Below are 26,517 nucleotides of genomic sequence, written 5' to 3'. Positions count from 1 at the left end.
TCGTCCGCGCAGCCTGTGGACAGAAGCAGAGCCCCCCGCCATGCAGGCGGCGATCATGCCACGGAATTTCATTGTATCATCCTTTCATCGCATTTCCTGTCCGATCACGTAGAACCGGTAAGCCGGTTCGTTCGCGATACAGGTGAGCATAGTGATCTGGTCGCCTGCCGTGGGGTTCAGCACGTCCGTATCTGTAGCAAGGATGCGTCCGGCAAAGGTAACGCGGTAGGTGCGGATGCCGAGCGAGGTCTTATAAGTGACGACATCCCCAACCTGCACATATTTCAGATTTCCGAAATACGGCCACGAGCCGCGGTTGTGGCCGCACAACGAAACATTTCCATTCCAGGCGCTTGTCCCGTCCACATGACCGGCGCCCTTTTTCATATTCTCATAGGTGGCTCCAGGGTAGACATAAGCGAAAATGCCGCGGCTGCCGATGGAGACCGCACCGAAATGCCCATTTGTGGTGGTGAGCTGGCTTTGGGCAGTGTAGCCACCTCCCATACCCTCCAGCCGGTTAAAGGACAGGCCCTCCAGCCATCTGGCGAGCCGCCGGCGCAGGATGACCGTATACTCGGTTTCCTCATGCCCCTGTAAAACCGAAAGCCGTACTTCGGCATCCGTACCCGCACATACTGGCGGCTTACGACGTCATGGATGCGGCGCTCCTCGTTATAGACATAGATGTGGACAATATGCCAACGCAGATACCAGAGCACTGCCGCCAACAGGAACAGGGCTGCCAGCCCTGTCACGATCGCGACCTGCGATACGGTAACGTCCGGATCCAGCCCGGGCAGGACCGGTATCTTGTTTCCCGTATAGGTCACGGTGTAGACCACGCTCCCGACACTGGTTTTCCCCACCTCGCCCTTGTAGACTGCTGTAGCGCGGTATCCGTCCGCCACTTCGCGGGGCGTATAGGTGGTTTTGCTGTAGATGGCTGTTGCTGTCCATACCGCAGGGACGTCCGAGTCCTCCACATTTTTCGTTTCGGACCATCTCAGATTCGTGAGCGGCAGCGTCAGCCCGTCCGCCTGCACCGTCTCCGGTACAAGGCCGCGGTCATTGTAGGCAAGCTCATACGTTTTGGTGACGGTATGCGGGTGGCTGTCCGTCACGGTGCTGTACCCAGTCGCCTCCACCTTGATGCTCTGCACGTCCAGCAGCAACTCGCCAGTATAGCCGTCCTTGCTGTAGCTTCGTGTGTAGGGGAACTTACCGATCACGTCCGCAAGCTCACCGGAGGGCGCGTCTACTGTAACGGTTTCCTCGGCCTGCTTTTTGTCTGTTATCTCCTGGTCGGCCTTTTCCATACGCTGATAGCGGTACCAGTAGCCGTCCTGAGAAAACGGCTCCTCACGGAGCAGAGCGGGATCGATGTCCGGCGCCAGCTCAAAAGTCTTGGTGAGTGTCGGAACACCGTTTATCTCAACCAGCTCGGTGCTGACCGGCTCAAAGCTTGCTTTGTCGCCGTCGAGCAGCACCTGTTCGCTTTCCTGTACTGCGCCCGCCGCGCCGATAAACAGCGCGGCGAGCAGCGGCATAATCAGCCTCTGCAGTTGTTTTCTGTTCTTCATATTGCAAAGCCCTTTCTTTCTTTTTAGAATCCAGTCTGCGGGAGCGTAGGCTTGGTATATGTGGGCGCGCGGTAGATTTTAGTCACCCATACGCTGGCAGCGTTGTCCCACTCGCCCTGATACGAGCCGCCGCACTCCGCGCGGTTGATGATGTTATAACCATTCGCCATGTAATCCGGCACATAGACCAGCAGCGTCGCTTTCTCGGTCATTTCGAAGCCAGCCGGCACTGTGCCGAACTCAAAGCGGATATCGGTCACATATTCGCCGGCCGCCAGTTTGAGCGAGCCACTGTCGATCTTGAACGAATACGCGTTGGTTGAAAGCAGATTGTCCGCCAGCGTGCGGTAATCATTCATGTTGGTCTTAAAGGTGATCTTATACCAGACGCGGGCATTGTAGGTACCGGTGGTCAGCGTGGCCGCGCGCACCGCGTCCGTGGGGATGCGGTCATGCCAGAAGAAGTTGTCCAGCGTAACATTCGAGTTATTTGCAATGTTCGTGAAGTCATACCGCATATTCAAGCCGGCGTCTACCGTGTAGTTGCCGGTCTTTTCAATGGTGGTCTGGATGTTTGCCGGGTCGTTGTACATCTCGATCTGCACCACGTCGCCTTCCACCTTGAGCTTGGCCTCTACCTTTTCGTTATTCAGCTGATAAAACCGCGGCACCTGCACCTCCTGCACATAGTAGCGGCCCAGTGGGATCGGGTTGGAGGCGGCAATGCCTCGGGAATCCGAGGTCATGGTGTCCACCACGCGGCCGGTGTCGGCGTTGGTGATCTCGAACACCGCGCCCTCGAGCAGGCTGCCTTTCGACTGATTCGTGACTGGGTTGTCCTGCGCAGACTTTTTGACCACCTGTATCTGGCCAAGGATCGGGGTGTTTTCCACGACAAGCTCGGTCGTCTCGCCGCGCCGGACGCGGAGCGTGCGCACGGTATCGTCCAGCACATAGCCTTCCGCGGCAGCGACCTCCTCCACCTTGAGCTTGATCTCGCTCTTGCCGTCTGTCAGCAGGTCGTCCAGTTCGATGTAGCCGTCCTGATCAGTACTGTACTCGCCGATCAGATTGTTGTGCTCGTCCTTGATGAGAAAGCGTACCCCATAGACGCCCTCGCCTGTCACGGCGTCGACCTTTTTAATGCGCACGCCGGCGAGCTTTTCATTTTCAAAGGTGACGGTCGCCAGCTCCCCGGACGTTACAATCACGTTCTGCGGGGTCGGGTCCAGCCGGTAACCCTCCGGACAGGATAGCTCGGTCACAATATAGACGCCGTCCTCCAGACCGGAAACCGTCACAAGGCCGGAGGAATCCGTGGTGTAAGTGCCGACCATCTCGCCATTCGCCTTTTCCACTGTAAACGCGCAGCCGTCCAGCGGCTGGTTTGTACCTTTGACGACTTTGCGGATCTGCAATCCGTATGCCTTTTTATTCGTGAACACCAGTTCCATGCTCCCGCTATCCTTGATCTCAAAGGTCTTGGGTGTATCCTGCAAAATATACCCGTCCGGCGCTTTGATCTCCGTCACAATATAGCTGCCTGCCGGCAGTCCGTCCAGTGTGATAGCGCCGTTTGCGTCGGTTTCGGCTTCCCTGACAAACTCGCCTCTGGATTTGGTGATCTTGAACACAGTCTTTTTGAGCGGCTGGCGGGTATCCTCGTCTATCTTCTTATATATGTGATACGACTACTGCATAGTCATATTACTCGACGTGTTGAACAGCTTCCCGCTCTCCACGTCGAGCAGACCTTTCAAGTAGTATAGCAGTATGGTTGTAGTGTAAGGGGAGGCAGCTTGTCCTATCTGTTTCGAATGATATGTTGTTCTTTTGCAGTTGCAGCAGAGCAGAAAGCCCGCACGACCTATGACAACCTGCTGCGCCTGATCGACAATCCAGATGTCCGCGAGCCGCTCAAATTCCTCCGTGAACGGGAGATCGTACACTTCCAGCGCTTCGGCGACGCCCTGCGCGTCGTGCAGGAGAACCTGGACGCGAAGAACTACTATGCCTTCAATCCCGCAATCGACATCCGCCCGCCTGAAAGGACCTGGGCGCCCAAGCTGCCCAACCTTTCCGCCGGCGCTGCGGCGCCTGCCGAACCGAAAAAGGCCTGAGCTTTCCTTTCCCAGCCTCCCCGCTGCAGCGGGGAGGCTTTTTGTTATTGAACATATTATAAGGTGAAAATACTTTTATTTTTTCGCTTAATCTGGTATACTATACATGTATTTCTATCAACTGAATATAGAAATTGAGGAATGAGTATGACAGAAAAAACACTGGTAATCACCGGCATGGGCGCGGTAACGCCCATCGGCATCGGGGTCGCCGCCTACTGGGAGGCGCTCAAGGCCGGCCGCTGCGGTGTAGGCCCGATCACCCGTTTCGACGCATCCGGCCTGCCCGTGCAGATCGCGGCCGAGCTGAAGGGTTTCGCCCCCGTCGACCACATGCCCAAGGCGCTCGCGCGCACGATGGACCCCTTCATGCAGTTCGCTTTCGCTGCCGCGCAGGAGGCGCTCGGGAACAGCGGGCTTTCGGTTTCGGGCGAGCCCGACCGCATCGGCATCGTGATGGGTACGGCGATGGATGGCGTGACCACGGTCGCGCAGACACAGTCCGCGTTCGACGCGGGCCACCGCGTCGGCCCCCGCTTCGTGCCTATGACCATCGGCAACATCGCCGCCGCGCAGATCGCCATTGCGCATGGCATCTGCGGGCCGAGCCTGACGCTCAACACCGCCTGCTCCGCGGGCGGCGACGCGATCATGACCGCCGCCATGCTGCTGCGCACCGGCGAGGCGGACGCGGTACTCGCGGTCGGTGGGGAAAGCATCCTGTGTCCGATTGTGGTGTCCGGCCTGTCGCAGGCCAAGGCGCTGTCCCGCCGTAACGACGACCCTGAACATGCCTGCCGCCCGTTCGACCTCGACCGCGACGGGTTCGTTATCGGCGAGGGCGGCGGCGCGCTCATCATCGAAACCGAGGAACACGCCCTGGCGCGCGACGCCGATATATACGCCGTGCTGGCCGGCTGGGCCAACACCTCGGACGCGCATCACGTCACCGCGCCCTGTCCGGACGGCGCGGGCGCCGCGGCCTGTATGAAGCGGGCGCTCGGACGCGCCGGCCTGCCGCCCGCCGCCATCGGCTACATTAATGCGCACGGCACCTCCACCCCGTTGGGGGACAGGGCGGAAACGCTGGCGGTCAAGGCCGTGTTCGGCGGACGCGAGACCGCGCCCCCCATGTCCTCGACCAAATCCGCCACCGGACACCTGATGGGCGCGGGCGGCCTGACCGAGGCGATCGCCTGCATCCTAGCCATCCGTGACGGTATCCTGCCGCCCACCCTGCACCTTGAAAATCCAGATCCGGAATGCGACCTTGATTATGTTCCCAATCAGGCCCGCCGGGCGAATATCGACTCAGCCATGAGCAACTCCCTCGGCTTCGGCGGGCAGAACTCCAGCATCGTCCTTTCCCGATACCAGAAATGAGGCCCCTTTGAAATGAAGAATGAATATACCTATGATGTGTCCATGTTTCGGGACACCTTTGAGACTCGGTTCACCTATTTGAACGGTTTTTTACGCAACGTATCCCGTTTCGGCGCGCGGCCGGCGCTGCACGACCCTCTCTCTGGCCGCCGCTGGACCTACCGCGAGCTGAATGCCGCAGCCAACCGCTTGGCGCACGCGCTGCGCGCGGACGGGGTGGGGAAAAATGACGTGGTGATGTTCGCCCTGCTCAATTCTCCTGAATTCGTGTTCTGCTATCTGGCGGCGCACAAGATCGGCGCCATCGCCTGTCCGGTCAACTACCGCCAGGGCGCGGGCGAAATCGCGCTCGTGATCGACGACAGCCGCCCCAAGGCATTCCTGTACGACGCTGCCTTCGGCGAACTGTCCGGCGGCGCGCTTGCGCTGTGCGAGTACAAGCCGCAGGCCGTTGTGATGGTCGATTACCGGGGCGGCGCGCAGGCGCCCGACGGTCATGTCTGTTATCCGGATTATGTGTCCGGCCAGCCGGAGACCGACCCGCCGGTCGATTTCGCCCCCCATATCTACGACGAAACCACCCGCCTGTATACCTCGGGTACGACCAACCGGCCCAAGGGCGTGCCGATCAACAATGTCAACGAGGTGCTTTCCGCGCATGATGTGATGATGCATTTCCCGCTGGGTCCGACCGACCGCACGATGAATATGACCCCTTGGTTCCACCGCGGCGGCATCCATTCGGGTGGCCCCTGCCCGACCCTGTACGCGGGAGGCGAGGTCGTCATCCTGCGCGACTTCGCGCCCAAGCGCTGTCTGGAATACACGGAAAAATACCGCATCTCTTTCCTGATCGGCGTACCGACCATCATCGCCATGCTCGCGCGCACCCAGGAACGCACGCCCGCCGACCTGTCCGCGCTGCGCGGCATCGTAACCATGGGCGCGCCGTTTGAAAAGGCCGCATGCGAAAAATACATGCAGCTTCTGACCCCCAATATCTTCAACGGCTACGGCACCACCGAAACGTTCTGGAACACTTTCCTGCGTCCGTTCGACCTGCCCGCCCGGGCTGGCTCAGCCGGCCGCTCCTGCACGGACGACGAGGTGCGCCTGGTCGCCCTCCGCGCGGACGGCGCGCACGCGGAGCCGGAGGATACCGTCCCGCGCGACGGGGAGACTCCGGGCGAGATCATCATTTCCTCCCCCGCGAAAAGCGCGTTTTGCTATTTCAATAATCCGGAAATGACCGCCCGAAAATTCTATAAGGGCTGGCTCTACACCGGCGACGTGGGTACCTGGGATGAAGATGAATTCGTTACCGTTGCCGGACGCAAGGACGACATGATTGTGTCCGCGGGCGAGAATATCTATCCGGCGCAGATTGAAGCCGTGCTCAACGGCCACCCCAAGGTCGCGGAAAGCGCGGTCATCGGCGTGCCGGACGCGCTGCGCGGCGAAGTCGTGGCGGCATACGTCGTCCCGTCGGACGACAGCCTGACCACAGAGGAGCTCAAAGCGTACTGCGCACAAAGCCCCATGCTGTCCTCCTATAAGTGGCCGCGCGTCTACCATATCGTTAACGAGCTGCCGCACACCGCAACCGGCAAGTTGATGCATTACAAGCTGCGCGAGGCGCTGGGCTGACCGGCAGGGGGAACCATGCAGTGGGCTGCGGGACGCCGGCCGTCCTGCAGCTCCTTTTTATCCGTCGACAAACCGAAAGGAGATGGTCACATGATGGTGATACGCAATGAAACGGCAGGCGACTATACCGCCGTGGAAACGCTCACACGCCGTGCTTTCTACAATATTTATATCCCGGGCTGTGTGGAGCATTACCTGGTCCACTGCATGCGCGGGCATGCGGACTTCCTGCCGGAACTGGATTTCGTACTCGAGCTGGACGGGCAGGTCATCGGCAATATTATGTATACAAAAGCCAAGCTGGTCGGCGAGTCGGGTATGGAAAAGGATATCCTGACGTTCGGCCCGCTCAGCATCGCGCCGGAGTACCAGCGGAAAGGCTATGGGACGCGGCTGATGGAGCATTCATTCGTGCGTGCGGCCGCCCTTGGGTATGATGGGATCGTTATTTTCGGCAGTCCCGCCAATTATGTGGGCCGCGGCTTTCAGAGCTGCAGGCGGTTCCATATCGCCACGGAGGACGGGCGCTTCCCCGCGGCGATGCTGGTCAAGGAGCTTGTCCCCCATGCACTCGGCGGGGAACGCTGGGTATATTATGGCAGCCCCGCTATGGAGGTCGATGAGAAGGCGGCGGCGCGGTATGATGACAGCCTGGAGCCCATGGAAAAGCGCCGTCTGCCCAGCCAAGAGGAATTTTATATCATAAGCCGCTCCTTCCTGGCATAGGCAGGGCGGGGCTGCCCCGCCCTTTCCGAGAAAGCGCAGCGCGGCGGCCGGAATGGAAAAATGCGGCCGCCGCGCTTAAAAAACATTGTTTCATCTGCGTTTTTGGTATACTATATATATGAGTATCCATCGGCACACCGCATTCCCATTCTTATGAACACCAAAGGATGTGAACCCATGAAACTTTCTCTTGAAAACCTTTCGCAAAACCTTTCCTGGAAAGGCTACCGCCTGCCGCAGTATGATATCCAGGCTGCCCGCGATTACACCAAGGCCCATCCGGTCTGGCTGCATTTCGGCGCTGGCAACCTGTTCCGCGCTTTCCCCGCTGTGCTTGCACAGCGCCTGCTGACCGCCCGCCTTTCCCGAGCCGGCGTGATCTGCTGCGACGGCTATGACGAGGAGCTGATCGACCGCTGCTACCGGAACTGCGACCATCTCTCGATCGTCGCGACCGTGTATCCCAACGGCACGGTCAACAAGGAGGTTGTCGCCTCGGTCACAGAAAGCCTGAAGATGAGCGAGGACGAGGACCGCCTGCGCCAGATTTTCACCAGCCCCGACCTGCAGATGGTGTCGTTCACCATCACGGAAAAAGGCTACGTCCTGCGCGACGACCAGCGCCATTTTTTACCCGCGGTCGGTCAGGATATCCTGCAAGGCCCGCAAGCTGCTTCCACGTTTGCCGGCCGCATCACGGCACTGTGCCTCGCGCGCGCCCGCGCCGGTCTTGCGCCAGTCGCGCTGGTTTCGCTCGACAACTGCCAGAACAACAGCCACCTGCTCCGCCGCATGACGACCGACCTCGCCGGTGGCTGGCTCGAACACGGACACATCACGCAGGAGGACTTTGACTATATCACCAAAAAGCTGACCTACCCGCTCTCCATGATCGACAAGATCACCCCGCATCCGGACGAGCGCGTCTGCGCTATGCTGCAGGAAGACGGGCTGAGCGGCATGGAGATCTTCACGACCTCCAAAAGCACGGTCGCCGCGGCCTATGTCAATTCCGAGCGTCCGCAGCACCTGCTGATCGAAAACGATTTCCCGAACGGCCATCCCGCGTTCGAGCAGCTCGGCGTTATCCTGACCAGCCGCTCGATCGTGGAAAAGTCGGCCCGCATGAAAGCCTGCACCTGCATGAACCCGATGGACACCGCGCTGGGCCTGTTCGGCTGCCTGCTCGGCTACACCCGCATCTGCGACGAAATGCAGGACCCCGACCTGGTGAACCTGATCACCCGCATGTCCGAACGCGAGGCCATGCCGCTCGTCACCGACCCCGGCGTGATCGACCCGTTCGCGTTCCTGCACGAGGTGCTCGGCGAGCGGTATCCCAATCCATTCCTACAGGATACGCCCCAGCGCATCGCGACCGACACCAGCCGCAAGCTCGCCATCCGCTTCGGGGAAACGCTCAAGGCCTATTATAACTCCCCCGTACCCATGCATCGGGCGACCCACCTGACCTATATCCCGCTCGTGCTGGCCTGCTGGCTGCGCTATCTCGTCGGCGTGGACGATGAGGGTCAGCCGTTCCAGCTCAGTCCGGACGCGCGGATCGGAAACGTCCACAAGCTGCTCGGCGAGGTCCGCTTGGGCGACCAGGTGACCGAGGAGCGCCTGTACCCGTTGCTTTCCAGCACCATGTACTTCGGCATCAACCTGTTCGAGGTCGGCGTGGGGGAAAGGGTCGTCGCACTGTTTAACGAGTTGAACCGCGGCCCACACGCGGTCCGCGAGACCCTGCACAAATACTGCGGCGAAAAAGAGCCGGAACCCGCTTGGTAAAAAACACAAAAGCATCGGATGAAAAATCATCCGATGCTTTTTTCTATGACGCGCTGCCAGCTATTCGGTCCGACTTTCCGCAAGGGGCAGGCAGGCCACCAGCTCAAACTTCCCATCCCGTGCCGCCGCCTCGAGCGTGCCGCCGTAACGCGCAGCGATCTCGCGCATGCCGCGCAGGCCGAAGCCGTGCGCGCGCTGGTCCGCCTTGGTGGTGCCGAACAGCCCGTCCGGCTTTTCCTCCCGCTTGCCCGCGTAGGCGTTGACCACGCGCAGCATCAGCAGCCCCTTCTCCGCGCGGGCGCGCACGGTGATGTGCCTGTCCACCGCGTCCTTCGCCGCCTCGACCGCGTTGTCCAGCGCGTTGCCAAACAGCGCGCACAGGTCAGGGTCGGCGACCGGCAATTTTTCCGGCAGGAAGACGCGGATATCCGCCTCCAGTCCCGCCTCGCCGATCTCGCGCGCCTTGGCGGATAATACGATATTGACCGTGTCGTTTTCCGTAAAGCGTCCGGCGCCGGAGGGGCCGGACGCAGCCTGCAGGCTGCGCACATACTCAGCCGCGCGGCCGGCCTCCCCCTGCTCGAGCAGGCCGGAAAGCGCGGTCAGGTGGTTGCGCATATCGTGCCGCAGGCGGCGCACCTGCTCCTGCTCACGCCGGATGCCCTGGTAGTACAGCTCGCGCATATCCGCGAGCTGATGTTCCTGCTCAAGCGCCTGGTGCCGTGAAAGCAGCACGACCGCGAGTAGCAGCGCGACCGAGGAGACGAACACGAACGGCAGCAGCGTGTAGAACGCGGCATCGAGCACCCCGTCCACAATCTCCTCCGTGTAGGCGCGGACGTTCCATAGGGAGAACGCCAGCTCGCTGAGCAGCGGCGAGAGCGCCAGCAGCCCCAGCAACGCCCACAGTCGGCCGGAGAGCGCGATCTGCCGGCCGTCCCGCAGCGCGCGGCGCACGAGCAACCACACCGCGGCCCAAGCCGCCAGCTTCCACACGACCGCGCCCCAGTAGTCCGCCGAGCCCGGCAGCACCGCGCGCGTGTCCACGATCATGCTCCACGCGATGATCCATTCAAAAAAAAACACGCCCACCACCAGCCGCGCGGCCAGACTGCCGCCGTAGCCGATCAAAAAAGCAGCGATCAAGAACGGGAAGTAGTAGAGCGGGTTGCCGTCCCCCATCCACGTCGGCATGCCGAGCGCTGCGCCCAGCACCAGATACGGCGCAATCCAGCGCACCCGCCCCTTGGGCGCAGCCAGAAAGCGCAGCGCCGTGCGGGCGGGCAGGACGCCGCCCAGCAGCACGGTCGCCAGCCATGCAAGAAAGTCCCATGCCGTCATCTGCGCGCCCCCTTATTCCAGCATGGCGCGCGCGATGGCCGCGAGCGCCGTGGGCTGGCAGGACCGGCTGATCGGCAGCTTCTCTTCCCCGATCACGACCGTGCCGCCCTCCACGCGGTCGACCGCGCCCGCGCGCACCAGATACCGTTGGTGGATGCGCACGAACGCCGCCCCCACCGCCTCGGCCACATCGTCCAGCCGCGCGTAGAAGGTCAGCCTACGCGTGTCGGTCACGCAGGTGACCTGCCGCCGGTCGGAGTAGAAATAGCGGATGGACTTTTTCGGGATGCGGAACAGGCCGTCCGTATTGCGGCACAGGAACACCTTGTCTGCCTCGTTAAACTGCGCCGCGAGCGCACGGGTGAGCACATCGCCGATCTGCTCGGGCTGGGGCGGCTTCATCACATAGCCGAGCGCGCCGACCGCGTACCCGTCGAACACAAAATCCGTGTAGCCGGTGACGAATACGAGCTGCAGGGCATCGCTCCGCTCCCGCAGGGCCTTGGCGGCTTCCATGCCGTTCAGGCCGCCCATCTCGATATCCAGGAATACGAGATCGATCTCACCCGTGTGCTTTTCCATCCAGCCGAGCAGCCCCTCGCCCGAGGAAAATTCATAGATCTGGCACTCGACCGCGCGCTTGTCCAGCAGGCGCTCGAGCATAGCGCGCAGGCCGAGCCGCGCCTCCGCTGAATCGTCGCAGATGCCGATGCGAAGCATGGGCTTCCCCCCTTTGTTTACTCTTTACCAGAACAAATTATATCACAAGGCTTCCCTTTCGCCAAACCAAACTTTACAGCAGACGTGCGGATTATGACGTCCCACGCTGCCCGCCGGCCAAACGTTACATCAGCCCTGCCATTTTTGGCAGGGCCGTTTGTTTTCGCCCGCCGGCCGCGGTATGCTGGAGACAAGAAAAAGGAGGACATCGGCCATGACTGCAAAGCTGACTTTATCCCGCATCCGCACCGTACTGACCACGCCGCCCACGTTTGAAGCGGGCGCGCCCAGGCTCAGGACCAATCTGGATACGAATTTCCTCAAGCTCATCGCCATTTTCGCCATGCTGATCGACCACATCGGCGGCGCGTTCTTCCCCGAGGCGGCCTGGTTCCGCTGGGTGGGGCGCATCGCGTTTCCGATCTTCTGCTACTGCATGACGGTCGGCCTGCTCTACACGCGGGACATTAAAAAATATCTGTTCCGGCTCGGCCTGTTCGCGGTGATCTCCCAGCCGTTCTATGTGCTGGCCTTCCACCCGCATGACTTTGTCGCCCAGTTCACAAACTGGAACATCTTCTGCACGCTGTTCCTGTCCCTGCTCGCCATGTACGGGCTCAAGGAGCGCAAATGGTGGCTGTTTCTCGCGGCGTTCTTCGTGGTTTCCTGGTGGAACTTCGACTATTCCGGTATGGGCATCCAGTACATGCTGATCTTTTACCTGTGCCGCAACCATCCGGCCGTGGGCGCGGCGCTGTACTGCGCGCAGTTCATCACCTGCCTCGGCGTGATGCCGGGCGATCCGCTGAGCCTTGCGGTCGGCGGCCTCTGCATCGACTGGTCGTTCTTCGCCGTGTTTGCCGCGCCGCTCCTCTTCCTCCCCACGCGCCTTGACCTTAAGATTCCCAAATGGGTATTCTATGCGTTCTATCCCGCACATCTGGCGGCCATCGCTGTAATACAGTTCGTTATTTTTTGAAAGGAGTATCCGTTATGTTATCTGTTCAAGACCTCCACAAATCCTATCAGGTCGGAAAAACGACCTATGAGGTGCTCAAAGGCGTATCCCTTGCCGTAAATGAGGGGGAATTCGTCGCCGTGATGGGACCAAGCGGCTCGGGCAAGACCACGCTGCTCAACTGCATCTCCTGTTACATCCCCGCGGACAGCGGCAGCATCACCCTGCGAGGGGAGGAGCTGGCCCGTCTGGACGAGGACGCGCTCGCGCAGGTGCGCAACCGCAAGCTGGGCTTTGTGTTCCAGGACTTCCTGCTGCTCGACGGGCTAACCGTGCGCGAAAACATCCTGCTGCCCCGCATCATCGCCGGCCAGGCTGGACGCGACATGGAGAACGAAGCGGACAGCCTGTGCGACGTATTCGGCATCACCGCCATCAAAAACAAATACCCCGCCGAGATCTCGGGCGGCGAAAAGCAACGCACCGCGGTCGCCCGCGCACTCATCAACCACCCGCTGCTCATTTTGGCCGACGAGCCAACCGGCAACCTGGACTCCAAGTCCTCCCGCGCGGTCATCGACAGCTTTGCGCAGGCGCGGCAGGCACTCGGCGCGACCATCTTCATGGTCACGCACGACTCGTTCGCAGCCTCGTTCTGCGACCGCGTGGTCATCCTGCGCGACGGCGTGGTATGGCGCGTACTCGCCCGCGCGGACAAGGCGCGCGGTGCGTTTCAGGACGAACTGCTGGACGCCATCCGCGAAATGTCAGCGGAGTAGTATAGGGGGACGTGATCACGATGAAAACCTTTTCCCAAGTCTACGCGGCGCTGCGCCGCAAAAACCGCGGGCAGTACGGGCTGCTCGCGGGGTGCTGCTTCTTTTCCGTGCTGCTCATCACTGCCTATGCGTGCATGATGCGCTCGCCCACCATCCTCACCATTCTGCCCGAGGGCGGCGACAGCCGCAAGCAGGTTGTGATGGTGTTTGTACTGGCGGTGCTGGGCTGCGCGGTATTCACCACCTATGCCGCAGGGCTGTTTTTCCGCCAGAAATCGCGCGCGACCGGCGTATTCCTCGCGCTCGGCGCGTCGCGCGGCCAGCTCCGCCGCGAGCTGGTCAAGGAGCTTACTCTGATCGCGTTCGGCTCGTGCGCCGCAGGCGCGGCGCTGGGCGCGCCGCTCGCGTGGGCCGTCTGGCAGGGCTTCCGCACCTTCCTTGTGGACTCGCAGGAGATGCCGCTGTCGTTCGACCCGCAGGCCTACCTGCTCGCGCTGGCGTTTTCGGCCTATGTGGTCGTGATGCTGTTCACGCTCGCCGCGCGCTTCATCCGCCGCACCAACATCATCGACATCGTGCAGGAATCCCATAAATCCGAACCCATCCGCACGGTGCCGCGCTGGTACGGACCGGCCGGCATCCTGCTGATGCTGCTCGGCGCCGTGCTGGGCTATATGATGCCGACGTTTTTCGTCAAGGTGCTACACTGGTATGCCCCGGCGCGGTGGACGCGCTCTTCTACCTGCCCGCCCTTGCCGGCCTGTACATGGTGCTGCTGCACACAGTGGTCAACGGCTGGAGGCGCGGCGCAAACCGCTATAAGCACATCATCTCCGTCTCCATGATGAAATTCCAGGGCCGCCAGACCGTGCGCAACATGCTGGTAATGACCCTGCTGATCGCGGGTGCGTACTTCGCCTCGTTCTACGCGCCCATGCTGTCCACCAGCTCGGAAAACGCCTACGCCGCGCGCCCGATCGACTACGAATACCACTGGCGCGCGGACCAGTCCCTGCCCCAACGGGACGAGGTGCAGGCGCTGGCGGAGGAAACAAACGTCGAGATCACCTCCTGGGCGCAACAGGGCGCGGCCGTACTGGGCAAGGACGGCACCTACTCCATCGAGACGGATACCGGCTTCGGCACCACCTACACGACCGCATATGCCAAGCTGCTGCACGGCGCAACCTTTTTCTCGGAAAGCGCGTACAACGCCCTGACCGGACAGGACGTGGATATCCCCGCGGGCGCGTGCGCCAACATTCTGGACGACGAGGGCGGCAGCGGCTATCTTTCGGGCGGCGACGCAACCCACCTGACCAACATGGCGACCGGCGCGGAGCTGGACGTGACCCCGATCGAGCCGCTGCGGTACACCATGCTGCTTGGCTGCTATGTGCTGGACGATATAGACTACGCCGTGCTCACCGAGGGGCTGACCGACGTATGGCGCGAGGAATATGTGTTCTTTAACGTGACGGATGTGGAGAATAGCTATCCCTTCGCCAAGGCGCTGTTTGATGAGATTGTGGACCGTTCGGGTCCGGAAGTCGAGGTCGGGGACTATTACGACGATGTAGCGGCCGCGCTGGCCGCACAGGCGGGCGAGGTCTACGACTATTCCCCCGAGGCGGCTGCCTCCCGCGGCCTGTTCACGCCGGAGTACAGCGACCGCGATTCCTCCGGCTTCCGCAACTACTGGAAATACATGCCCCAGTTCCGCATCCTCGACCAGAACGACTTCGTCACCACCATGGCGGTGTTCCTCATGCTGTTCATCTTTATCGCCATCGTGTGCTTTGCGGCGGTCATCGTCATCGCATTTACCCGCTGCATGACCATCGCGCTCGTCAATGCCCGCGTGTATGACGACCTGCGACACCTCGGCGCGTCCAACGGCTATCTGTTCCGCTCGGTGCGCGGACAGATCAGTCGGGTGTTCCTCGTCCCCGCGCTGGTCGGCACCGGATTGATCTGGATATTCTATATGATGATCATGTACTTCAACGGCGACCCCCTCGGCTTTACCCGTTCCGAGTTGGCGGGCATGGGCGCGTGCCTGATCGTGGTCGCGGCGGTATCCGCGCTGCTGTATCTCGTGTACCGCGTGACACGGAAAAGCGTGTGCCGCGCGCTGCACATCCATTCCTAAACCATTTTTCACAGGGCGCGCTTTTAAGCGCGCTCTGTTTGTGCTACAATGGGGAGCGTGAGGTGATTGCCATGGAACACATCCTGATCGTTGAGGACGACCCCGCGCTCGGCCGCGGGCTGACGCTTGCGCTGGGCGGCGCGCACGCCTGCACGCTGGCATCCGGCTGCGCGGACGCGCGGCGGGCGCTCGCCGCCGCAACCTTCGACCTTGCCATCTTTGATATCAACCTGCCGGACGGCTCGGGGCTGGCGCTGCTCGAAGAGACGCGCGACACGGGCGGCCCGCCGGTCATCCTGCTGACCGCGAACGACCTGGAAACCGATATCGTGACCGGCCTGACGCTGGGTGCGGACGACTATATCACCAAGCCCTTTTCACTGGCCGTGCTGCGCGCCCGCGTGGAGGCCGCGCTGCGCCGCAACGCCCCCGCCGCCGCGCCCGCTGTGTTCGAACAGGACAGGTTCCGCTTTGATTTCGACCGGCTGGACTTCGCCGTGGAGGGCAGGCCGCTCCAGCTTTCGCAGACCGAGCAACGGCTGCTGCGCCTGCTCGTCGAAAACCGCGGGCATACCCTGCCGCGCGACACGCTGCTCGACCGCATCTGGACGGACGGGGCGGACTATGTGGACGAGAACGCGCTGTCGGTCACGGTCGGTCGGCTGCGGCGCAAGCTGGGCAAAAACGCACCCATCAAAACCGTATACGGCGTGGGGTACAGTTGGGCGGTGGAGACATGAAGTATGTCGCCCTGGCCGCCGTGCTGCTGGCGCTGGCCGTGCTTGTTTACGACCGGCTGCGCCTGCGCCGCACCATGAACAGCCTGGACCGCATGCTGGACGACGCGGTGTGCGGCGCGTTTGTCCCCACGCATTTTGACGAAAGCCGCCTGTCCGCGGTCGAGGCCAGGCTCAAGCGGTATCTGGACGCAAGCGGCACGTCCGCCGCGCGACTTGCCGAGGATCGGGCGCGTGTGCAGGCGCTGATCGCGGATATCTCGCATCAGACCAAAACGCCGATCGCGAACCTGCTGCTGTACGCTGGGCTGCTGGCGGACAAGGGCCTGCCGCCGGATTGCCGCGACTGCGTCGCGCAGCTCACCGCGCAGGCCGAGAAGCTGCAGTTTCTCATCGCGTCACTGGTCAAGGCCGGCCGGCTGGAAACCGGCGCGATCGAGGTACACCCGAAGGAAGCCAGCGTGCAGGCGCTGGTTTCCGCCGCCCTGCGCGAAGCCACGCCTAAGGCTGCGGAAAAGGGCGTTGCGCTCCTTGCGCCGCCGGATACGGCAGCGGCGGCGCGCTTTGACCCCAAGTGGACGCAGGAGGCGCTGGGCAACCTGATCGACAACGCCGTGAAGTACACGCCGTCGGGCGGCTGCATCACGGTGTCGGTCACGCCCTATGAGCTGTTCTGCCGCATCGACGTGGCGGACACCGGCATCGGCCTTGCCGAGGAGGAATGCGGACGGGTGTTCCAGCGGTTCTACCGCTCCCCCGCCGTGCGGGGCGAGCAGGGCGTTGGGCTGGGACTGTATCTCGCCCGCGAAATCGCCGCGGCGAACGGCGGGTATATCAAGGTAGCCTCCCGCCTTGGGGAAGGCAGCACGTTTTCACTGTTTTTGCCCAAAGCGTAGCGGCTGTGGTTGCCGCTCCGCGGAAGCGCATGATGGCACATATGCAGCGCATGTTTGGCCCACTGGCACGGATGATTTGCCCGCGCTTCGCGGGCTGGAAAATTTCGCCGTCTGTGGACGGCGAGGAACTGTGCGCAGGCCGTGAAACTCCCCCGCTGGAGCGCTTCCTCCAGCAATCTAACAAAACTGTTAGATTTCCGACAGGCTCTCGACAGAATTGCATGGTATCGTCTGTATTGTACCCAAGGGTGCGATACAGACTTTTTTTGGGAGGTTCCTTTTATGAAGGTTTTACAGACACAGGCCCTGCGCAAGATTTACGGCGCGGGCGATACCGAGGTGCGCGCGCTCGACGGCGTGGACCTTGCGGTCGAAAACGGCGAATTCGTCGCGGTGGTCGGCACATCCGGCTCGGGCAAATCCACCCTGCTGCACATGCTCGGCGGGCTGGACCGCCCGACGGACGGCAAGGTCTATGTGGACGGGAACGACATCTTCGCGCTGAAGGACGACGAGCTGACCATTTTCCGCCGCCGGCGCATCGGGTTCGTGTTCCAGGCGTATAATCTTGTTCCCGTACTGAGCGTGTACGAAAATATCGTACTCCCCATCGAGCTGGACGGCGGCACGGTCGATCGCGCCTATGTGGACGAGATCATCCGCACGCTGGGGCTGGAAAGCAAGCTGTCCAATCTGCCCAGCCAGCTTTCGGGCGGCCAGCAACAGCGCGTGGCCATCGCCCGCGCGCTCGCCACCAAGCCCGCCATCATCCTGGCGGACGAGCCGACCGGCAACCTGGACAGCAAAACCAGCCAGGACGTGCTCGCGCTGCTCAAGGTGACGAGCGAGAAGTTCGGCCAGACCATTGTGATGATTACCCACAACGAGGAGATCGCCCAACTCGCGCACCGGATCGTCCGCATCGAGGACGGCCGCATCGTCCATTCGTAAGGGGGCGCGCGATATGCTGAACGTTCCCAACAAAAGGTGCATCCGCCGCCTGTCCGACCGCAGCCTCAAGGCGGCGAAAACGCGCAACATCATTGCGGTCATCGCCATCGCGCTGACGACCGTGCTGTTTACCTCGCTGTTCACCATCGCCATGTCCATCAACGACTCGTTCCAGCAGGGCAACTTCCGGCAGGCGGGCGGCGACAACCACGGCACGTTTAAGGACCTGACCGAAGCGCAGGTGGCCGAGCTGCGGGACGATCCCCTCATCCAGGAGTCCGGCACCCGCCTGATGGTGGGCATGACGAGCGACGACCCGCCGTTTAACAAGAGCCATATCGAGGTCAGCTACATGGACCCGACGCAGGCCAAACATTACTTCATCGAGCCGGTCGAGGGCCGCCTGCCCGCCGAGGGTACGGACGAGGCCGCGGCCGACACCCGCGTACTCTCCCTGTTGGGCGTGGAGCCTAAAATCGGCGCAAGGTTCACCCTGCCCATCGCCATCGACGGCAACACCGAGGACGCGCATGTGGTCGAGCGCACGTTCACGCTCTGCGGCTGGTGGGAGTACGACAGCGCCATTACCGCCTCCCACGTCCTGCTGCCCCGCTCGGCGGCCGACGAGCTGTGCGCCCTGTCCACGGGCAACCCCTATACCGCGACCGGTACCTGGTCGCTCGACGTGATGCTCGCCAGTTCACTGCACATCCGCGAAGATCTGACGCAGATCCTCGCAAACCACGGCTATCAGTGCGAAAACGCCGGAGAGGAGGACTATATCGGCATCGGCGTCAACTGGGGCTATTCGGGCGCGCAGCTTGCCGCGCAGGCCGACCCCATGACCGTCATCGCCATCGCCGCCATGCTGGCGCTCATCATCTTCACCGGCTATCTCATCATCTACAATGTGTTCCAGATTTCGGTCACGGGCGACATCCGCTTTTACGGGCTGCTCAAGACCATCGGCACGACCGGCCGGCAGATTCGCCGCATGATCCGGCGGCAGGCGTACCTGCTTTCGCTCGTCGGCATCCCCATCGGCCTTGCGGGCGGGTATTTCGTCGGCGCGGGGTTGGTGCCGGTCGTCATCTCGCGCTTGGACGGGATGCACGAGACTGTGTCCCTCAGCCCGCTCATCTTTGTGTTTGCAACCGTATTCTCGCTCATCACCGTACGCATCTCCTGCCGCAAGCCGGGCAAAATGGCCGCGCGCGTATCGCCGGTCGAGGCGGTACGCTACACGGACGCAAGCGCGAAAAAGCCGAAAAAGGCAACAGGCCGGCACACTGCGGCAAAGCGCGCGGCCTACGGCGCCAGGCTGCCGCGCATGGCGTGGATGAACCTCGGCCGCAGCCGCGGCAAAACGGTCGTCACCGTCCTTTCGCTCGCGCTCGCGGTGGTGCTCATGCAGCTCACCTACACCTTCGCCATCGGCTTTGACATGGATAAGTACCTCTCAAGCAAGTCGGCGGTCGATTTCGTCGTCGGCGACGCGGCCTACTTCCAGACCGGCGCAGGCTTTACCTCGACCGATGAGGCGGTGCCGGAAAACGTCATTGCGGACATCGGCGCACAGGGCGGCGTCACGGACGCGGGCCGCATCTACGGCAAGGTGTCGAACGTGCAGGAGTTCGTCACCGAGGACTGGTTCCGCCAGAGCTGGGGGCAATGGAACTCTCCAGAAACGCTCGACCTCATGGTCGCGGATGAGGAGCGCGACGAAAACGGCCTGCTGGCCGACCGCGTCCAACTTTACGGCATGGAGGATTTCCCGCTTTCCAAACTCGAAGTGTTGGAGGGCGACCTGTCCGCGCTCGCCGACCCCACCGCCAACGCGGTCGCGGCGGTTTATATGTCCGACGACTACGGCGACGCGCAAGAGGGCTCGAACTGGGCGAAGGTGGGTGACAAGGTTCGCCTGCGCTATGTGGAGGAGCTCGAGTACTTTTATTCGGACACCGGCGAAATCATCCCGCCCGAGCAGGTGGACGCGGCTTATGACAGTGGGCGCGGCATCAGCTCGCGCGCCAAGACCTACCGCGACGCGGAATACACGGTCGTGGCCGCGGTACTCGTCCCCCACTCGCTCGACTACCGCTACTACGGCGCGGACGAGTTCGTGATGGGCGCGGAGCAGTTCAAGCGTGACACGCAGACCAGCTCGGTCATGACCTATGTGTTCGACGTAGCAGACGGCACGGACGGCAGCATGGAGGCCTTCCTCAAGGACTACACCGAAAACGTGCAGCCGCTGTTCGATTACGAGAGCAAGGCGACCTATCAGGCCGAGTTTGACAGCTTCCGCACCATGTTCTTGACACTGGGCCTCGCACTGAGCTTGATCATCGGTCTGGTCGGCGCTTTAAACTTCTTAAACGCGGTGTTGACCGGCATCATCACCCGCCGGCACGAGTTCGCCGTCTTGCAGGCTATCGGTATGACCGGAAAGCAGCTCAAACGCATGCTCATGCTCGAGGGGCTGTACTACGCCCTGCTCGCGCTCGCACTGAGTCTTGCGCTCAGCGTGACGCTCGGGCCGCTAGTGGGCGCCGGCTGCTCGACCGTGTTCTGGTTCTTCACCTATAAATTCTCCATCCTGCCCCTCGTGCTGCTGCTACCGGTGTTCGCCGCGCTGGGGCTGCTCATCCCGCTCGCCACCTACCGCAGCACCGCGCGGCTGAGCGTGGTCGAGCGGCTGCGCACAGATGAATAAAACCACCGCTTGACTTTACCATCCCCCCGTGCTACAATGATACCGCTCACTCGGAGGGCGAGTCATTCGCGGGAAATGATAAGCCGGATAAGGTGACAGGCTGGGATGCCTGTTCCTTATCCGGCTTTTTTAACGCCCGCAAAGGGAGGTTCAAACACATGAATTTGCTGACAGACAGCATTCGTCCGCTGTACTTCCGGTATCTGGCCGCAGCGTTCGGCAGCGCGCTCATCAGCTCGATTTACGGCATCGTGGATATGGCGATGGTCGGCCAGTACCAGGGGCCGGATGGCACGGCGGCCCTGGCCGTGGTCGCGCCGGTATGGAACATCATTTACAGCTTCGGCCTGCTGGCGGGCATCGGCGGGTCGGTGCTGTTCTCCACGCTGCGCGGCAGCAAGGGTATGCGGCACGAGGATGAAAACGAGTACTTTACCGCCGCGCTCGGCCTTGCGGTGCTGTTCTCCGTGCTTTGGTGGGGCATCGTCGCGTTTTTCGACGCGCCCATGCTGCGGCTGTTCGGCGCGTCGGACGCGCTGCTCCCACTCGCGCAGGATTACCTGCTGCCCATCAAATTCACCGTTCCATTTTTCCTGTTCAACCAGATGCTCGCCGCATTCCTGCGCAACGACGGCAGCCCCGCCCTGGCGACTGCAGGCGTGCTGGCTGGCGGTATCTTCAACGTCTTTGGCGACTGGTTTTTCGTATTCGCCTGCGATATGGGCATTTTCGGCGCGGGCTTGGCGACCGCGATCGGCGCGGGCATTTCTTTCTGCGTGATGCTGACGCACTTTTTTCGCGCCGCTGCACGCTGCGGCTGGTGCGCCCGAAGCGGATACTGCTCCAGACCCAGCAAATCCTTGTCACCGGCTTTTCCACGTTTTTCATCGATGTGGCCATGGGTATCCTCACCATGCTGTTCAACCGCCAGATCATGCGCTATATCGGCACGGACGGCCTGGCGGTCTACGGCATAATCGTCAATATCAGCACCTTTGTCCAGTGCTGCGCGTACAGCGTAGGACAGGCCGCGCAGCCCATTCTCTCGCGCAACCTCGGCGCGCGGGCATGGCGGCGTATCCGGCAGACGCTGCGCTATGCGCTGTATGCTGTGGCGTTTTTCAGCGTCTTCTGGACCGCGCTGGTGCTCGCCGTCCCCAACGGGTTCGTGCGCGTGTTCATGTCCCCGACCGAGAGCGTGCTCGCCGCCGCGCCCGCCATCATGCGCAGCTATGGCATCTCGTTCCTGCTGTTGCCGCTTAACATCTTCTCCACCTACTATTTCCAATCCCTGATGAAGCCGGGCGCGGCGTTTATCGTGTCGGTCGCCCGAGGGCTTGTCATCAGCGGCGCGCTGATCTATGCGCTGCCCGCGTTCGCCGCGCCCGGGGCGCTGTGGTTCGCCATGCCGGTGACCGAGCTGATCGTGGCGGTATTCGTCGTGCAGCGCATGGCGCGCTACACCCGCACGCTCGGCAAAGCGCCCGCCCCGTCCACCTCCCGCTGACCGCACCTCAAAAGAAATGACCGCCCGCGGGCGGTCATTTCTTTTGAGGTGCATGCTTTTCGGCAAAGCCTATTTGAATATTTTGATCGTCCCCTGCTCATTGAGGTAGCGTAGCAGCGACAGGCCAATCGGGAACCCGAACAGGCCGACCACGCCGAACAGCTGTGCGCCGAGGAACAGACTCGCAAGCGTCGCCACCGGATGCAGGCCAAGCTGGCTGCCCACGATCTTGGGTTCGATGATATTGCGGATGATCGTGACCACGATATATACCGCGAACAGCGCCAGCGCGAGCTTGAACTCGCCCTGTATCGCCGTGATGGCTGCCCATGGGATCATGATGCCGCCTGTACCGAGCACGGGCAGGATGTCAAAGACCGCAATCAGCAGCGCAATCACCACCGCGTTTTCGATCCCGACGACCGTCAGGCCGATGGACAGCTCTACAAATGTGATCGACATGATGAGCGCATACGAACGGATGCAGACGAACAGCGTACCTGTGACATAGGTCTTGATCTCCCAAAACACCTCCTGCGCCTTTTCGCTCATCTGACGGATAAAGAAACCGGTGATGCGGTCGTAGTCCATAGCGATAAAAAACGTGGAAATAATCATGAGCAGGAGCTTGATGAACAGCCCGGGCAGGGAACCCGCCAGGCTGTACAGCACGCTGATCGTTCCGGCGGACAGGCTGGACACCAGCTGGCCGAGCGATTCCACGAACTGCCCCCAGAGTTGTTCCAGGGAAGCGATCAGGGATTCGTCAATACTCAGGACGGACTGCTCAATTCCGCTGAAAATGCTCATGAGCACAGGCTCCACCCGCGCGGTGTAAAAGCCGGGCAGCCCACGCAGGAAGTCTCCGGCAGCGGAAAACGCCTTGATCCCCAGCAGCGCCAGCAGCAACCCAATGGTGCAGTAAAATACCAGCACCAGCGCGATCGCCGCCGCTTTCCGGCTGATATGCAGCTTATGCGAGGCAAAGCGGATCGGCCGCTTGAGCAGGTAGGCAAGCACGAAGCCGATCACGAACGGCGCGAGCAGCGGCAGCGCGTATTTGAGCAGCACGACCGCGAGCAGCAGCATGATGCCGAAATACAGGGTATTGACGATAAACGTTCTTTTTTTATCCAGATTCATGGAAACACTCCCAGCCGCGCGCAGGGCAGACAACAGAAAAAGGCATGCCCCGCCGCCCCTTCCTCCAAGGGGACAGGTATGCCTTGCTTACTCCTTATCGGTGTGGTTTACTGTTCGTCCGCAGGATTGTCAGCGGTGTCATTCCTGGTTTATGCGGTCCCTTTCGCGGCATTTTTCCTTATTATAGCGGCGGCGTCCCTCCCTGTCAACCGAAGGCGGACAATATTAACCGCATCTTAACGGCCGGACGGCATGTCGCCGCACAAACAGAAAAGGCGCGGATGCCCCGCGCCTTTTCCGCTTATTCCATTCTTCCGCTCAGGTGCATGACACTTCCCGTCAGCGCCTGTCCGGAGTGACCCAGCCGCGTGAATACCTCGGCCGGCACCCAGCTCACGCCATCCACTTCGTAGGAGGCCGCCCCCAGCGCCAGGCCGCTGCCGCCGTCGCCCAAGCTGTACCGGTCCTCTCCCAGCCAGATATCCGCTGCGGCGCTTCCGTCCAGTGAGAGCCGAACGCTCTCATCCACTCCATCCCAGGATACGGTATAGCCCAGCGCCTCCGCGACCGCGCGCACCGGCACCATCGCCACGCCATTTTCCACACGGCCCTGCGCGATTGCAATATCGCCGCCAGTCAGGATGGTAAACGTCCGGTCCTGCTGGGGCAGAAGCACGACTTTCTGCGCGGCCGTCTGCCCGGGCATGGACAACGCCACGATGTCATACCAAGCGACGACCGTTGCCCCCATATGCAGGTCCGCGGCCTCCGCCGCCTCGCCATACAGCGTCTGCACCGGCGTCTGCGCGTCCACGCTGACGACCAAACCCGCGTTATCGGTCAGGAAGCGCACCGTTTCATCGCGATACAACACCTCCACATCCAGCAGGTGCGGCGTAACGCCCTCGTCCGGATGGGTGACGACCAGTTCCGCATGGGTCTGCGGCGGGATGCTTCGGGTCATCTCCGGCTCATAGGTGACAAGCAGGGTGTCACCGGTTTGCAGCGCGTCTGTCTGGCCGCTTACATCGGTCATACGCTTTACCGTGCCATCCCGCGCGTCCGCCAGAAAGGTATCCTCGCCCAGCATGAGCGTCAATTCATCCCAGGTGTCGGTCTTAACGGTGATCCGCGGCACCAGCGTGATATCCCCCTCATGAACCGAGGTATGCACCTCCACGATCTCCGCCTGCTCCGTGATCCGATAGGGCTGCGGCTGGTATGGCTCTGCGGGCTGTTCCGCCGCGCCTGCGGCCGTCCCTAGCAGCATCGCGCCAAGAACGCCTGCTATGATTCTCTTCATACGAGTCTCCTCCTTTTTCGTTGTGCCTTTTTGACGGAGCGCGCCCGCCTAAGGTTCCATGTTTTTCAATCGAAGTCAAATTTTTTTTGCCGCACGGACGGAAAAAAGCACCCGAAAGCTTTGGCTTTCGGGTGCTTGCCTGTTCTGCGGAAATACAGACGTTAGCGCTTGGAGAACTGCGGAGCGCGGCGTGCAGCCTTGAGGCCGTACTTCTTGCGTTCCTTCATGCGCGGGTCACGGGTCAGGAAGCCCGCCGCCTTGAGCGCGGGGCGGTACTGCTCAGCGTCCGCCTGCAGCAGCGCGCGGGCGATGCCGTGACGGATCGCGCCGGCCTGACCGGTAAAGCCGCCGCCGGAAACCGTGCATTCCACGTCGAATTTGCCGGCGGTGCCGGTCGTCTCAAACGGCTGACGGCAGACCATCTTCAGCGTCTCAAGGCCGAAGTAGTTGTCGATCGTGCGGTTGTTGATCTTGATCTCGCCGGTGCCGCCCGGGAACAGACGAACGCGGGCAACGGAGGACTTTCTTCTGCCGGTGCCGTAGAAATAAGCTTTCTTAGGTGTATACATCAGTTGGTTCCTCCCTTACTTTTCCCAGTTCTCGGGCTTCTGCGCCTGATGGTTGTGGTTCTCGCCCGCGTAAACCTTGAGACGGGTCGCGGACTGACGGCCGATCGAGTTCTTCGGCAGCATGCCCTTAACGGCCAGCTGCATCGCGAACTCCGGCTTCTCCGCCATCAGGGTCTTGTACTGGACCTCTTTCAGGCCGCCGACCCAGCCGGTGTGGTGGCGGTAATACTTCTGGGTGAGCTTCTTGCCGGTCAGAACCGCCTTGTCCGCGTTGATCACGATAACGAAATCGCCGCAGTCAACATGGGGGGTGAACTCAGCCTTGTGCTTGCCGCGCAGCAGCATGGCGGCGGTAGCGGCGGTGCGGCCGAGCGGCTTGCCCGCGGCGTCCAGCACATACCACTTACGCTCGACAGTCTCTGCCTTAGCCATAAAAGTAGACATGTTTTCTTCCTCCGTTTTTTATATCAAAAGTAATTTGACAACATTTTCATGCGCTCCAAGCGAGCATATCTATTAAAACATATCATTTCCGGCAAGTCAAGCGGTTTTTTCAAATTTTATCTGCAATCCACAATATTCTCCGTTTATCTCTTGTTTCCTCTTTCATGCTCACCATTTCTCGTTTTGCATTTCAAATTTTGTATTTGCTTCCGCGCGCGTTTTCTGATATAAATAATAGGTATTTAACGGAAACGAGGCCGCATCATGCAGAAAATGCTTTCCTACGTCCGCCGCGCGGTGGACCACTACCATATGATTGAAGAGGGCGACCGCATCGCGGTTGGCGTGTCAGGCGGCAAGGATTCGCTCGCGCTGCTCGTCGCGCTGGCGAAGCTGAGGGCATTTTACCCCCAAAAATTCGAGATCGTGGCCATCACGCTCGAGATGGGCTACGCGGAGATGGATTTCTCTCCGGTCCAGGCGCTGTGCGACGAGCTGGGCGTGGAATATATCCGCATCCCGACCCAGATTGGCCCGATCATCTTCGATATCCGCAAGGAGGAGAACCCCTGCGCGCTGTGCGCCAAGATGCGCCGTGGCGCGCTGCACGAAGCCGCGAAGGCCGCCGGCTGCAAAAAGGTCGCGCTCGGCCACCACTTTGACGACGTGGTGGAGACCTATATGCTTTCGCTGTTTTATGAGGGCCGCATCTCCTGCTTCCAGCCGGTAACCTTTCTTGACCGCACTGGAATCACGCTCATCCGGCCGCTGCTGTATACGCCGGAGTACTATGTCCGCTCGTTCGCCGCGCGGCATGTGCTTCCGATCGTGCATAACCCCTGCCCCGCGGACGGCAACACCAAGCGGCAGGAGATCAAGGACCTGCTTAAAAGCCTTGAACAGACCATGCCCGGCCTGCGCGAGCGGATTTTCGGCGCGATCCAGCGCTACCCGCTGAAGGGCTGGGCGCCCGACCGCACGCGCACCCCCAAACGGCCCAAATAGAAAAACCGCCCTGGGCGGTTTTTTTCATTTTTTACACAAATCC

General features: G+C 61.4%; 24 protein-coding genes. 15 read left to right on the top strand and 9 right to left on the bottom strand.

Annotated elements, in window-relative coordinates:
• Window positions 1-84 precede the first annotated feature (84 nt).
• The 3 genes from RX717_RS03115 to RX717_RS03105 are packed head-to-tail and all read right to left on the bottom strand — an operon-like array spanning window position 85 to window position 3,217.
• Window positions 85-387, bottom strand: coding sequence for a sortase (locus tag RX717_RS03115; protein WP_242977839.1), 303 nt, complete (start codon window positions 385-387; stop codon window positions 85-87).
• Window positions 384-1,583 carry a hypothetical protein gene (locus RX717_RS03110; RefSeq protein ID WP_242977840.1) on the bottom strand — a complete coding sequence of 400 codons (1,200 nt, stop codon included), beginning with the start codon at window positions 1,581-1,583 and terminating at the stop codon, window positions 384-386. Before RX717_RS03110 ends, RX717_RS03115 begins: the two co-directional genes overlap by 4 nt.
• Window positions 1,584-1,606: 23 nt before the next feature.
• On the bottom strand, window positions 1,607-3,217 hold the full coding sequence (locus RX717_RS03105) for an MSCRAMM family protein (RefSeq protein ID WP_107630995.1): 1,611 nt from the start codon (window positions 3,215-3,217) through the stop codon (window positions 1,607-1,609).
• A 165-nt stretch (window positions 3,218-3,382) separates the two neighbouring features.
• On the opposite strand from RX717_RS03105, the gene RX717_RS03100 reads away from it, so the two are divergent.
• From RX717_RS03100 to RX717_RS03080, 5 genes are all read left to right on the top strand, one after another.
• On the top strand, window positions 3,383-3,703 hold the full coding sequence (locus tag RX717_RS03100; protein ID WP_407923227.1) for a manganese catalase family protein: 321 nt from the start codon (window positions 3,383-3,385) through the stop codon (window positions 3,701-3,703).
• Window positions 3,704-3,850: 147 nt separating this feature from the next.
• Window positions 3,851-5,086 (top strand): beta-ketoacyl-ACP synthase II, encoded by a 1,236-nt coding sequence (gene fabF, locus RX717_RS03095; protein WP_186949985.1) that lies wholly within the window; start codon window positions 3,851-3,853, stop codon window positions 5,084-5,086.
• Between the two features lie 12 nt (window positions 5,087-5,098).
• Window positions 5,099-6,733, top strand: coding sequence for a class I adenylate-forming enzyme family protein (locus tag RX717_RS03090; RefSeq protein WP_186949983.1), 1,635 nt, complete (start codon window positions 5,099-5,101; stop codon window positions 6,731-6,733).
• A gap of 90 nt (window positions 6,734-6,823) precedes the next feature.
• Entirely contained in the window at window positions 6,824-7,459 is a 636-nt protein-coding gene (locus RX717_RS03085) for a GNAT family N-acetyltransferase (protein WP_316960544.1), read from the top strand.
• A 177-nt stretch (window positions 7,460-7,636) separates the two neighbouring features.
• On the top strand, window positions 7,637-9,253 hold the full coding sequence (locus RX717_RS03080; protein WP_316960543.1) for a mannitol dehydrogenase family protein: 1,617 nt from the start codon (window positions 7,637-7,639) through the stop codon (window positions 9,251-9,253).
• 60 nt (window positions 9,254-9,313) lie between these two features.
• On the opposite strand, the gene RX717_RS03075 is transcribed toward RX717_RS03080, so the two are convergent.
• Window positions 9,314-10,594 carry a sensor histidine kinase gene (locus RX717_RS03075; RefSeq protein ID WP_316960542.1) on the bottom strand — a complete coding sequence of 427 codons (1,281 nt, stop codon included), beginning with the start codon at window positions 10,592-10,594 and terminating at the stop codon, window positions 9,314-9,316.
• A gap of 12 nt (window positions 10,595-10,606) precedes the next feature.
• Entirely contained in the window at window positions 10,607-11,314 is a 708-nt protein-coding gene (locus RX717_RS03070; protein WP_054326731.1) for a LytR/AlgR family response regulator transcription factor, read from the bottom strand.
• Window positions 11,315-11,528: 214 nt separating this feature from the next.
• On the opposite strand from RX717_RS03070, the gene RX717_RS03065 reads away from it, so the two are divergent.
• The 9 genes from RX717_RS03065 (at window position 11,529) to RX717_RS15885 (ending at window position 22,010) form a co-directional block, all read left to right on the top strand.
• Complete coding sequence (locus RX717_RS03065) at window positions 11,529-12,293, top strand: TraX family protein (protein WP_316960541.1); 765 nt, start codon at window positions 11,529-11,531, stop codon at window positions 12,291-12,293.
• A 14-nt stretch (window positions 12,294-12,307) separates the two neighbouring features.
• Window positions 12,308-13,051, top strand: a complete 744-nt coding sequence (locus RX717_RS03060; protein ID WP_054326729.1) for an ABC transporter ATP-binding protein — start codon at window positions 12,308-12,310, stop codon at window positions 13,049-13,051.
• Between the two features lie 20 nt (window positions 13,052-13,071).
• A complete protein-coding gene (locus tag RX717_RS03055; protein WP_316960540.1) occupies window positions 13,072-13,896 on the top strand; it encodes an ABC transporter permease in 825 nt (274 codons plus the stop codon).
• Between the two features lie 1,378 nt (window positions 13,897-15,274).
• The gene (locus RX717_RS03050) at window positions 15,275-15,943 is read left to right on the top strand and encodes a response regulator transcription factor (protein WP_054326728.1); all 669 of its coding nucleotides are present in this window, start codon (window positions 15,275-15,277) and stop codon (window positions 15,941-15,943) included.
• Window positions 15,940-16,836 (top strand): sensor histidine kinase, encoded by an 897-nt coding sequence (locus RX717_RS03045; protein ID WP_054326727.1) that lies wholly within the window; start codon window positions 15,940-15,942, stop codon window positions 16,834-16,836. The genes RX717_RS03050 and RX717_RS03045 overlap by 4 nt, the downstream gene beginning before the upstream one ends.
• A 282-nt stretch (window positions 16,837-17,118) precedes the next feature.
• Window positions 17,119-17,787 carry an ABC transporter ATP-binding protein gene (locus RX717_RS03040; RefSeq protein WP_054326726.1) on the top strand — a complete coding sequence of 223 codons (669 nt, stop codon included), beginning with the start codon at window positions 17,119-17,121 and terminating at the stop codon, window positions 17,785-17,787.
• Between the two features lie 13 nt (window positions 17,788-17,800).
• The gene (locus RX717_RS03035; protein WP_316960539.1) at window positions 17,801-20,503 is read left to right on the top strand and encodes an ABC transporter permease; all 2,703 of its coding nucleotides are present in this window, start codon (window positions 17,801-17,803) and stop codon (window positions 20,501-20,503) included.
• 158 nt (window positions 20,504-20,661) lie between these two features.
• Entirely contained in the window at window positions 20,662-21,480 is an 819-nt protein-coding gene (locus RX717_RS15890; protein ID WP_442908789.1) for an MATE family efflux transporter, read from the top strand.
• Window positions 21,417-22,010: an MATE family efflux transporter gene (locus tag RX717_RS15885; RefSeq protein ID WP_442908788.1), complete on the top strand. Its 594-nt coding sequence runs from the start codon at window positions 21,417-21,419 to the stop codon at window positions 22,008-22,010. Before RX717_RS15890 ends, RX717_RS15885 begins: the two co-directional genes overlap by 64 nt.
• Window positions 22,011-22,079: 69 nt before the next feature.
• Here the strand turns inward: RX717_RS15885 and ytvI are convergent, their stop codons facing one another.
• From ytvI to rplM, 4 genes are all read right to left on the bottom strand, one after another.
• Complete coding sequence (gene ytvI / locus RX717_RS03025) at window positions 22,080-23,153, bottom strand: sporulation integral membrane protein YtvI (protein ID WP_054326725.1); 1,074 nt, start codon at window positions 23,151-23,153, stop codon at window positions 22,080-22,082.
• Window positions 23,154-23,454: 301 nt separating this feature from the next.
• Window positions 23,455-24,456, bottom strand: coding sequence for a copper amine oxidase N-terminal domain-containing protein (locus RX717_RS03020; protein WP_054326724.1), 1,002 nt, complete (start codon window positions 24,454-24,456; stop codon window positions 23,455-23,457).
• Between the two features lie 161 nt (window positions 24,457-24,617).
• The gene (gene rpsI / locus RX717_RS03015) at window positions 24,618-25,025 is read right to left on the bottom strand and encodes a 30S ribosomal protein S9 (protein WP_054326723.1); all 408 of its coding nucleotides are present in this window, start codon (window positions 25,023-25,025) and stop codon (window positions 24,618-24,620) included.
• Between the two features lie 15 nt (window positions 25,026-25,040).
• Window positions 25,041-25,469 (bottom strand): 50S ribosomal protein L13, encoded by a 429-nt coding sequence (rplM, locus tag RX717_RS03010; RefSeq protein ID WP_054326722.1) that lies wholly within the window; start codon window positions 25,467-25,469, stop codon window positions 25,041-25,043.
• A 264-nt stretch (window positions 25,470-25,733) separates the two neighbouring features.
• Between rplM and RX717_RS03005 the strand changes: the two genes are divergently transcribed.
• Window positions 25,734-26,474: a tRNA 2-thiocytidine biosynthesis TtcA family protein gene (locus tag RX717_RS03005; RefSeq protein ID WP_054326721.1), complete on the top strand. Its 741-nt coding sequence runs from the start codon at window positions 25,734-25,736 to the stop codon at window positions 26,472-26,474.
• Window positions 26,475-26,517 lie beyond the last annotated feature (43 nt).

Origin of the sequence: Intestinibacillus sp. NTUH-41-i26 (assembly GCF_032769475.1) — a bacterium.
Taxonomy (GTDB): domain Bacteria; phylum Bacillota; class Clostridia; order Oscillospirales; family Butyricicoccaceae; genus Agathobaculum; species Agathobaculum ammoniilyticum.
Note: the sequence above shows the minus strand (reverse complement) of the source record. Positions and strands in the feature narration are given on the sequence as shown.

What these genes read in the sequence shown, in the direction of transcription:
- RX717_RS03115 (WP_242977839.1), bottom strand. Translation starts at nt 387, where the DNA reads ATGAAAAAGGGCGCCGGTCATGTGGACGGGACAAGCGCCTGGAATGGA.
- RX717_RS03110 (WP_242977840.1), bottom strand. Translation starts at nt 1,583, where the DNA reads ATGAAGAACAGAAAACAACTGCAGAGGCTGATTATGCCGCTGCTCGCC.
- fabF (WP_186949985.1), top strand. Translation starts at nt 3,851, where the DNA reads ATGACAGAAAAAACACTGGTAATCACCGGCATGGGCGCGGTAACGCCC.
- RX717_RS03090 (WP_186949983.1), top strand. Translation starts at nt 5,099, where the DNA reads ATGAAGAATGAATATACCTATGATGTGTCCATGTTTCGGGACACCTTT.
- RX717_RS03085 (WP_316960544.1), top strand. Translation starts at nt 6,824, where the DNA reads ATGATGGTGATACGCAATGAAACGGCAGGCGACTATACCGCCGTGGAA.
- RX717_RS03080 (WP_316960543.1), top strand. Translation starts at nt 7,637, where the DNA reads ATGAAACTTTCTCTTGAAAACCTTTCGCAAAACCTTTCCTGGAAAGGC.
- RX717_RS03075 (WP_316960542.1), bottom strand. Translation starts at nt 10,594, where the DNA reads ATGACGGCATGGGACTTTCTTGCATGGCTGGCGACCGTGCTGCTGGGC.
- RX717_RS03070 (WP_054326731.1), bottom strand. Translation starts at nt 11,314, where the DNA reads ATGCTTCGCATCGGCATCTGCGACGATTCAGCGGAGGCGCGGCTCGGC.
- RX717_RS03065 (WP_316960541.1), top strand. Translation starts at nt 11,529, where the DNA reads ATGACTGCAAAGCTGACTTTATCCCGCATCCGCACCGTACTGACCACG.
- RX717_RS03060 (WP_054326729.1), top strand. Translation starts at nt 12,308, where the DNA reads ATGTTATCTGTTCAAGACCTCCACAAATCCTATCAGGTCGGAAAAACG.
- RX717_RS03055 (WP_316960540.1), top strand. Translation starts at nt 13,072, where the DNA reads ATGAAAACCTTTTCCCAAGTCTACGCGGCGCTGCGCCGCAAAAACCGC.
- RX717_RS03050 (WP_054326728.1), top strand. Translation starts at nt 15,275, where the DNA reads ATGGAACACATCCTGATCGTTGAGGACGACCCCGCGCTCGGCCGCGGG.
- RX717_RS03045 (WP_054326727.1), top strand. Translation starts at nt 15,940, where the DNA reads ATGAAGTATGTCGCCCTGGCCGCCGTGCTGCTGGCGCTGGCCGTGCTT.
- RX717_RS03040 (WP_054326726.1), top strand. Translation starts at nt 17,119, where the DNA reads ATGAAGGTTTTACAGACACAGGCCCTGCGCAAGATTTACGGCGCGGGC.
- RX717_RS03035 (WP_316960539.1), top strand. Translation starts at nt 17,801, where the DNA reads ATGCTGAACGTTCCCAACAAAAGGTGCATCCGCCGCCTGTCCGACCGC.
- RX717_RS15890 (WP_442908789.1), top strand. Translation starts at nt 20,662, where the DNA reads ATGAATTTGCTGACAGACAGCATTCGTCCGCTGTACTTCCGGTATCTG.
- RX717_RS15885 (WP_442908788.1), top strand. Translation starts at nt 21,417, where the DNA reads ATGCTGTTCAACCGCCAGATCATGCGCTATATCGGCACGGACGGCCTG.
- ytvI (WP_054326725.1), bottom strand. Translation starts at nt 23,153, where the DNA reads ATGAATCTGGATAAAAAAAGAACGTTTATCGTCAATACCCTGTATTTC.
- RX717_RS03020 (WP_054326724.1), bottom strand. Translation starts at nt 24,456, where the DNA reads ATGAAGAGAATCATAGCAGGCGTTCTTGGCGCGATGCTGCTAGGGACG.
- rpsI (WP_054326723.1), bottom strand. Translation starts at nt 25,025, where the DNA reads ATGTATACACCTAAGAAAGCTTATTTCTACGGCACCGGCAGAAGAAAG.
- rplM (WP_054326722.1), bottom strand. Translation starts at nt 25,469, where the DNA reads ATGTCTACTTTTATGGCTAAGGCAGAGACTGTCGAGCGTAAGTGGTAT.
- RX717_RS03005 (WP_054326721.1), top strand. Translation starts at nt 25,734, where the DNA reads ATGCAGAAAATGCTTTCCTACGTCCGCCGCGCGGTGGACCACTACCAT.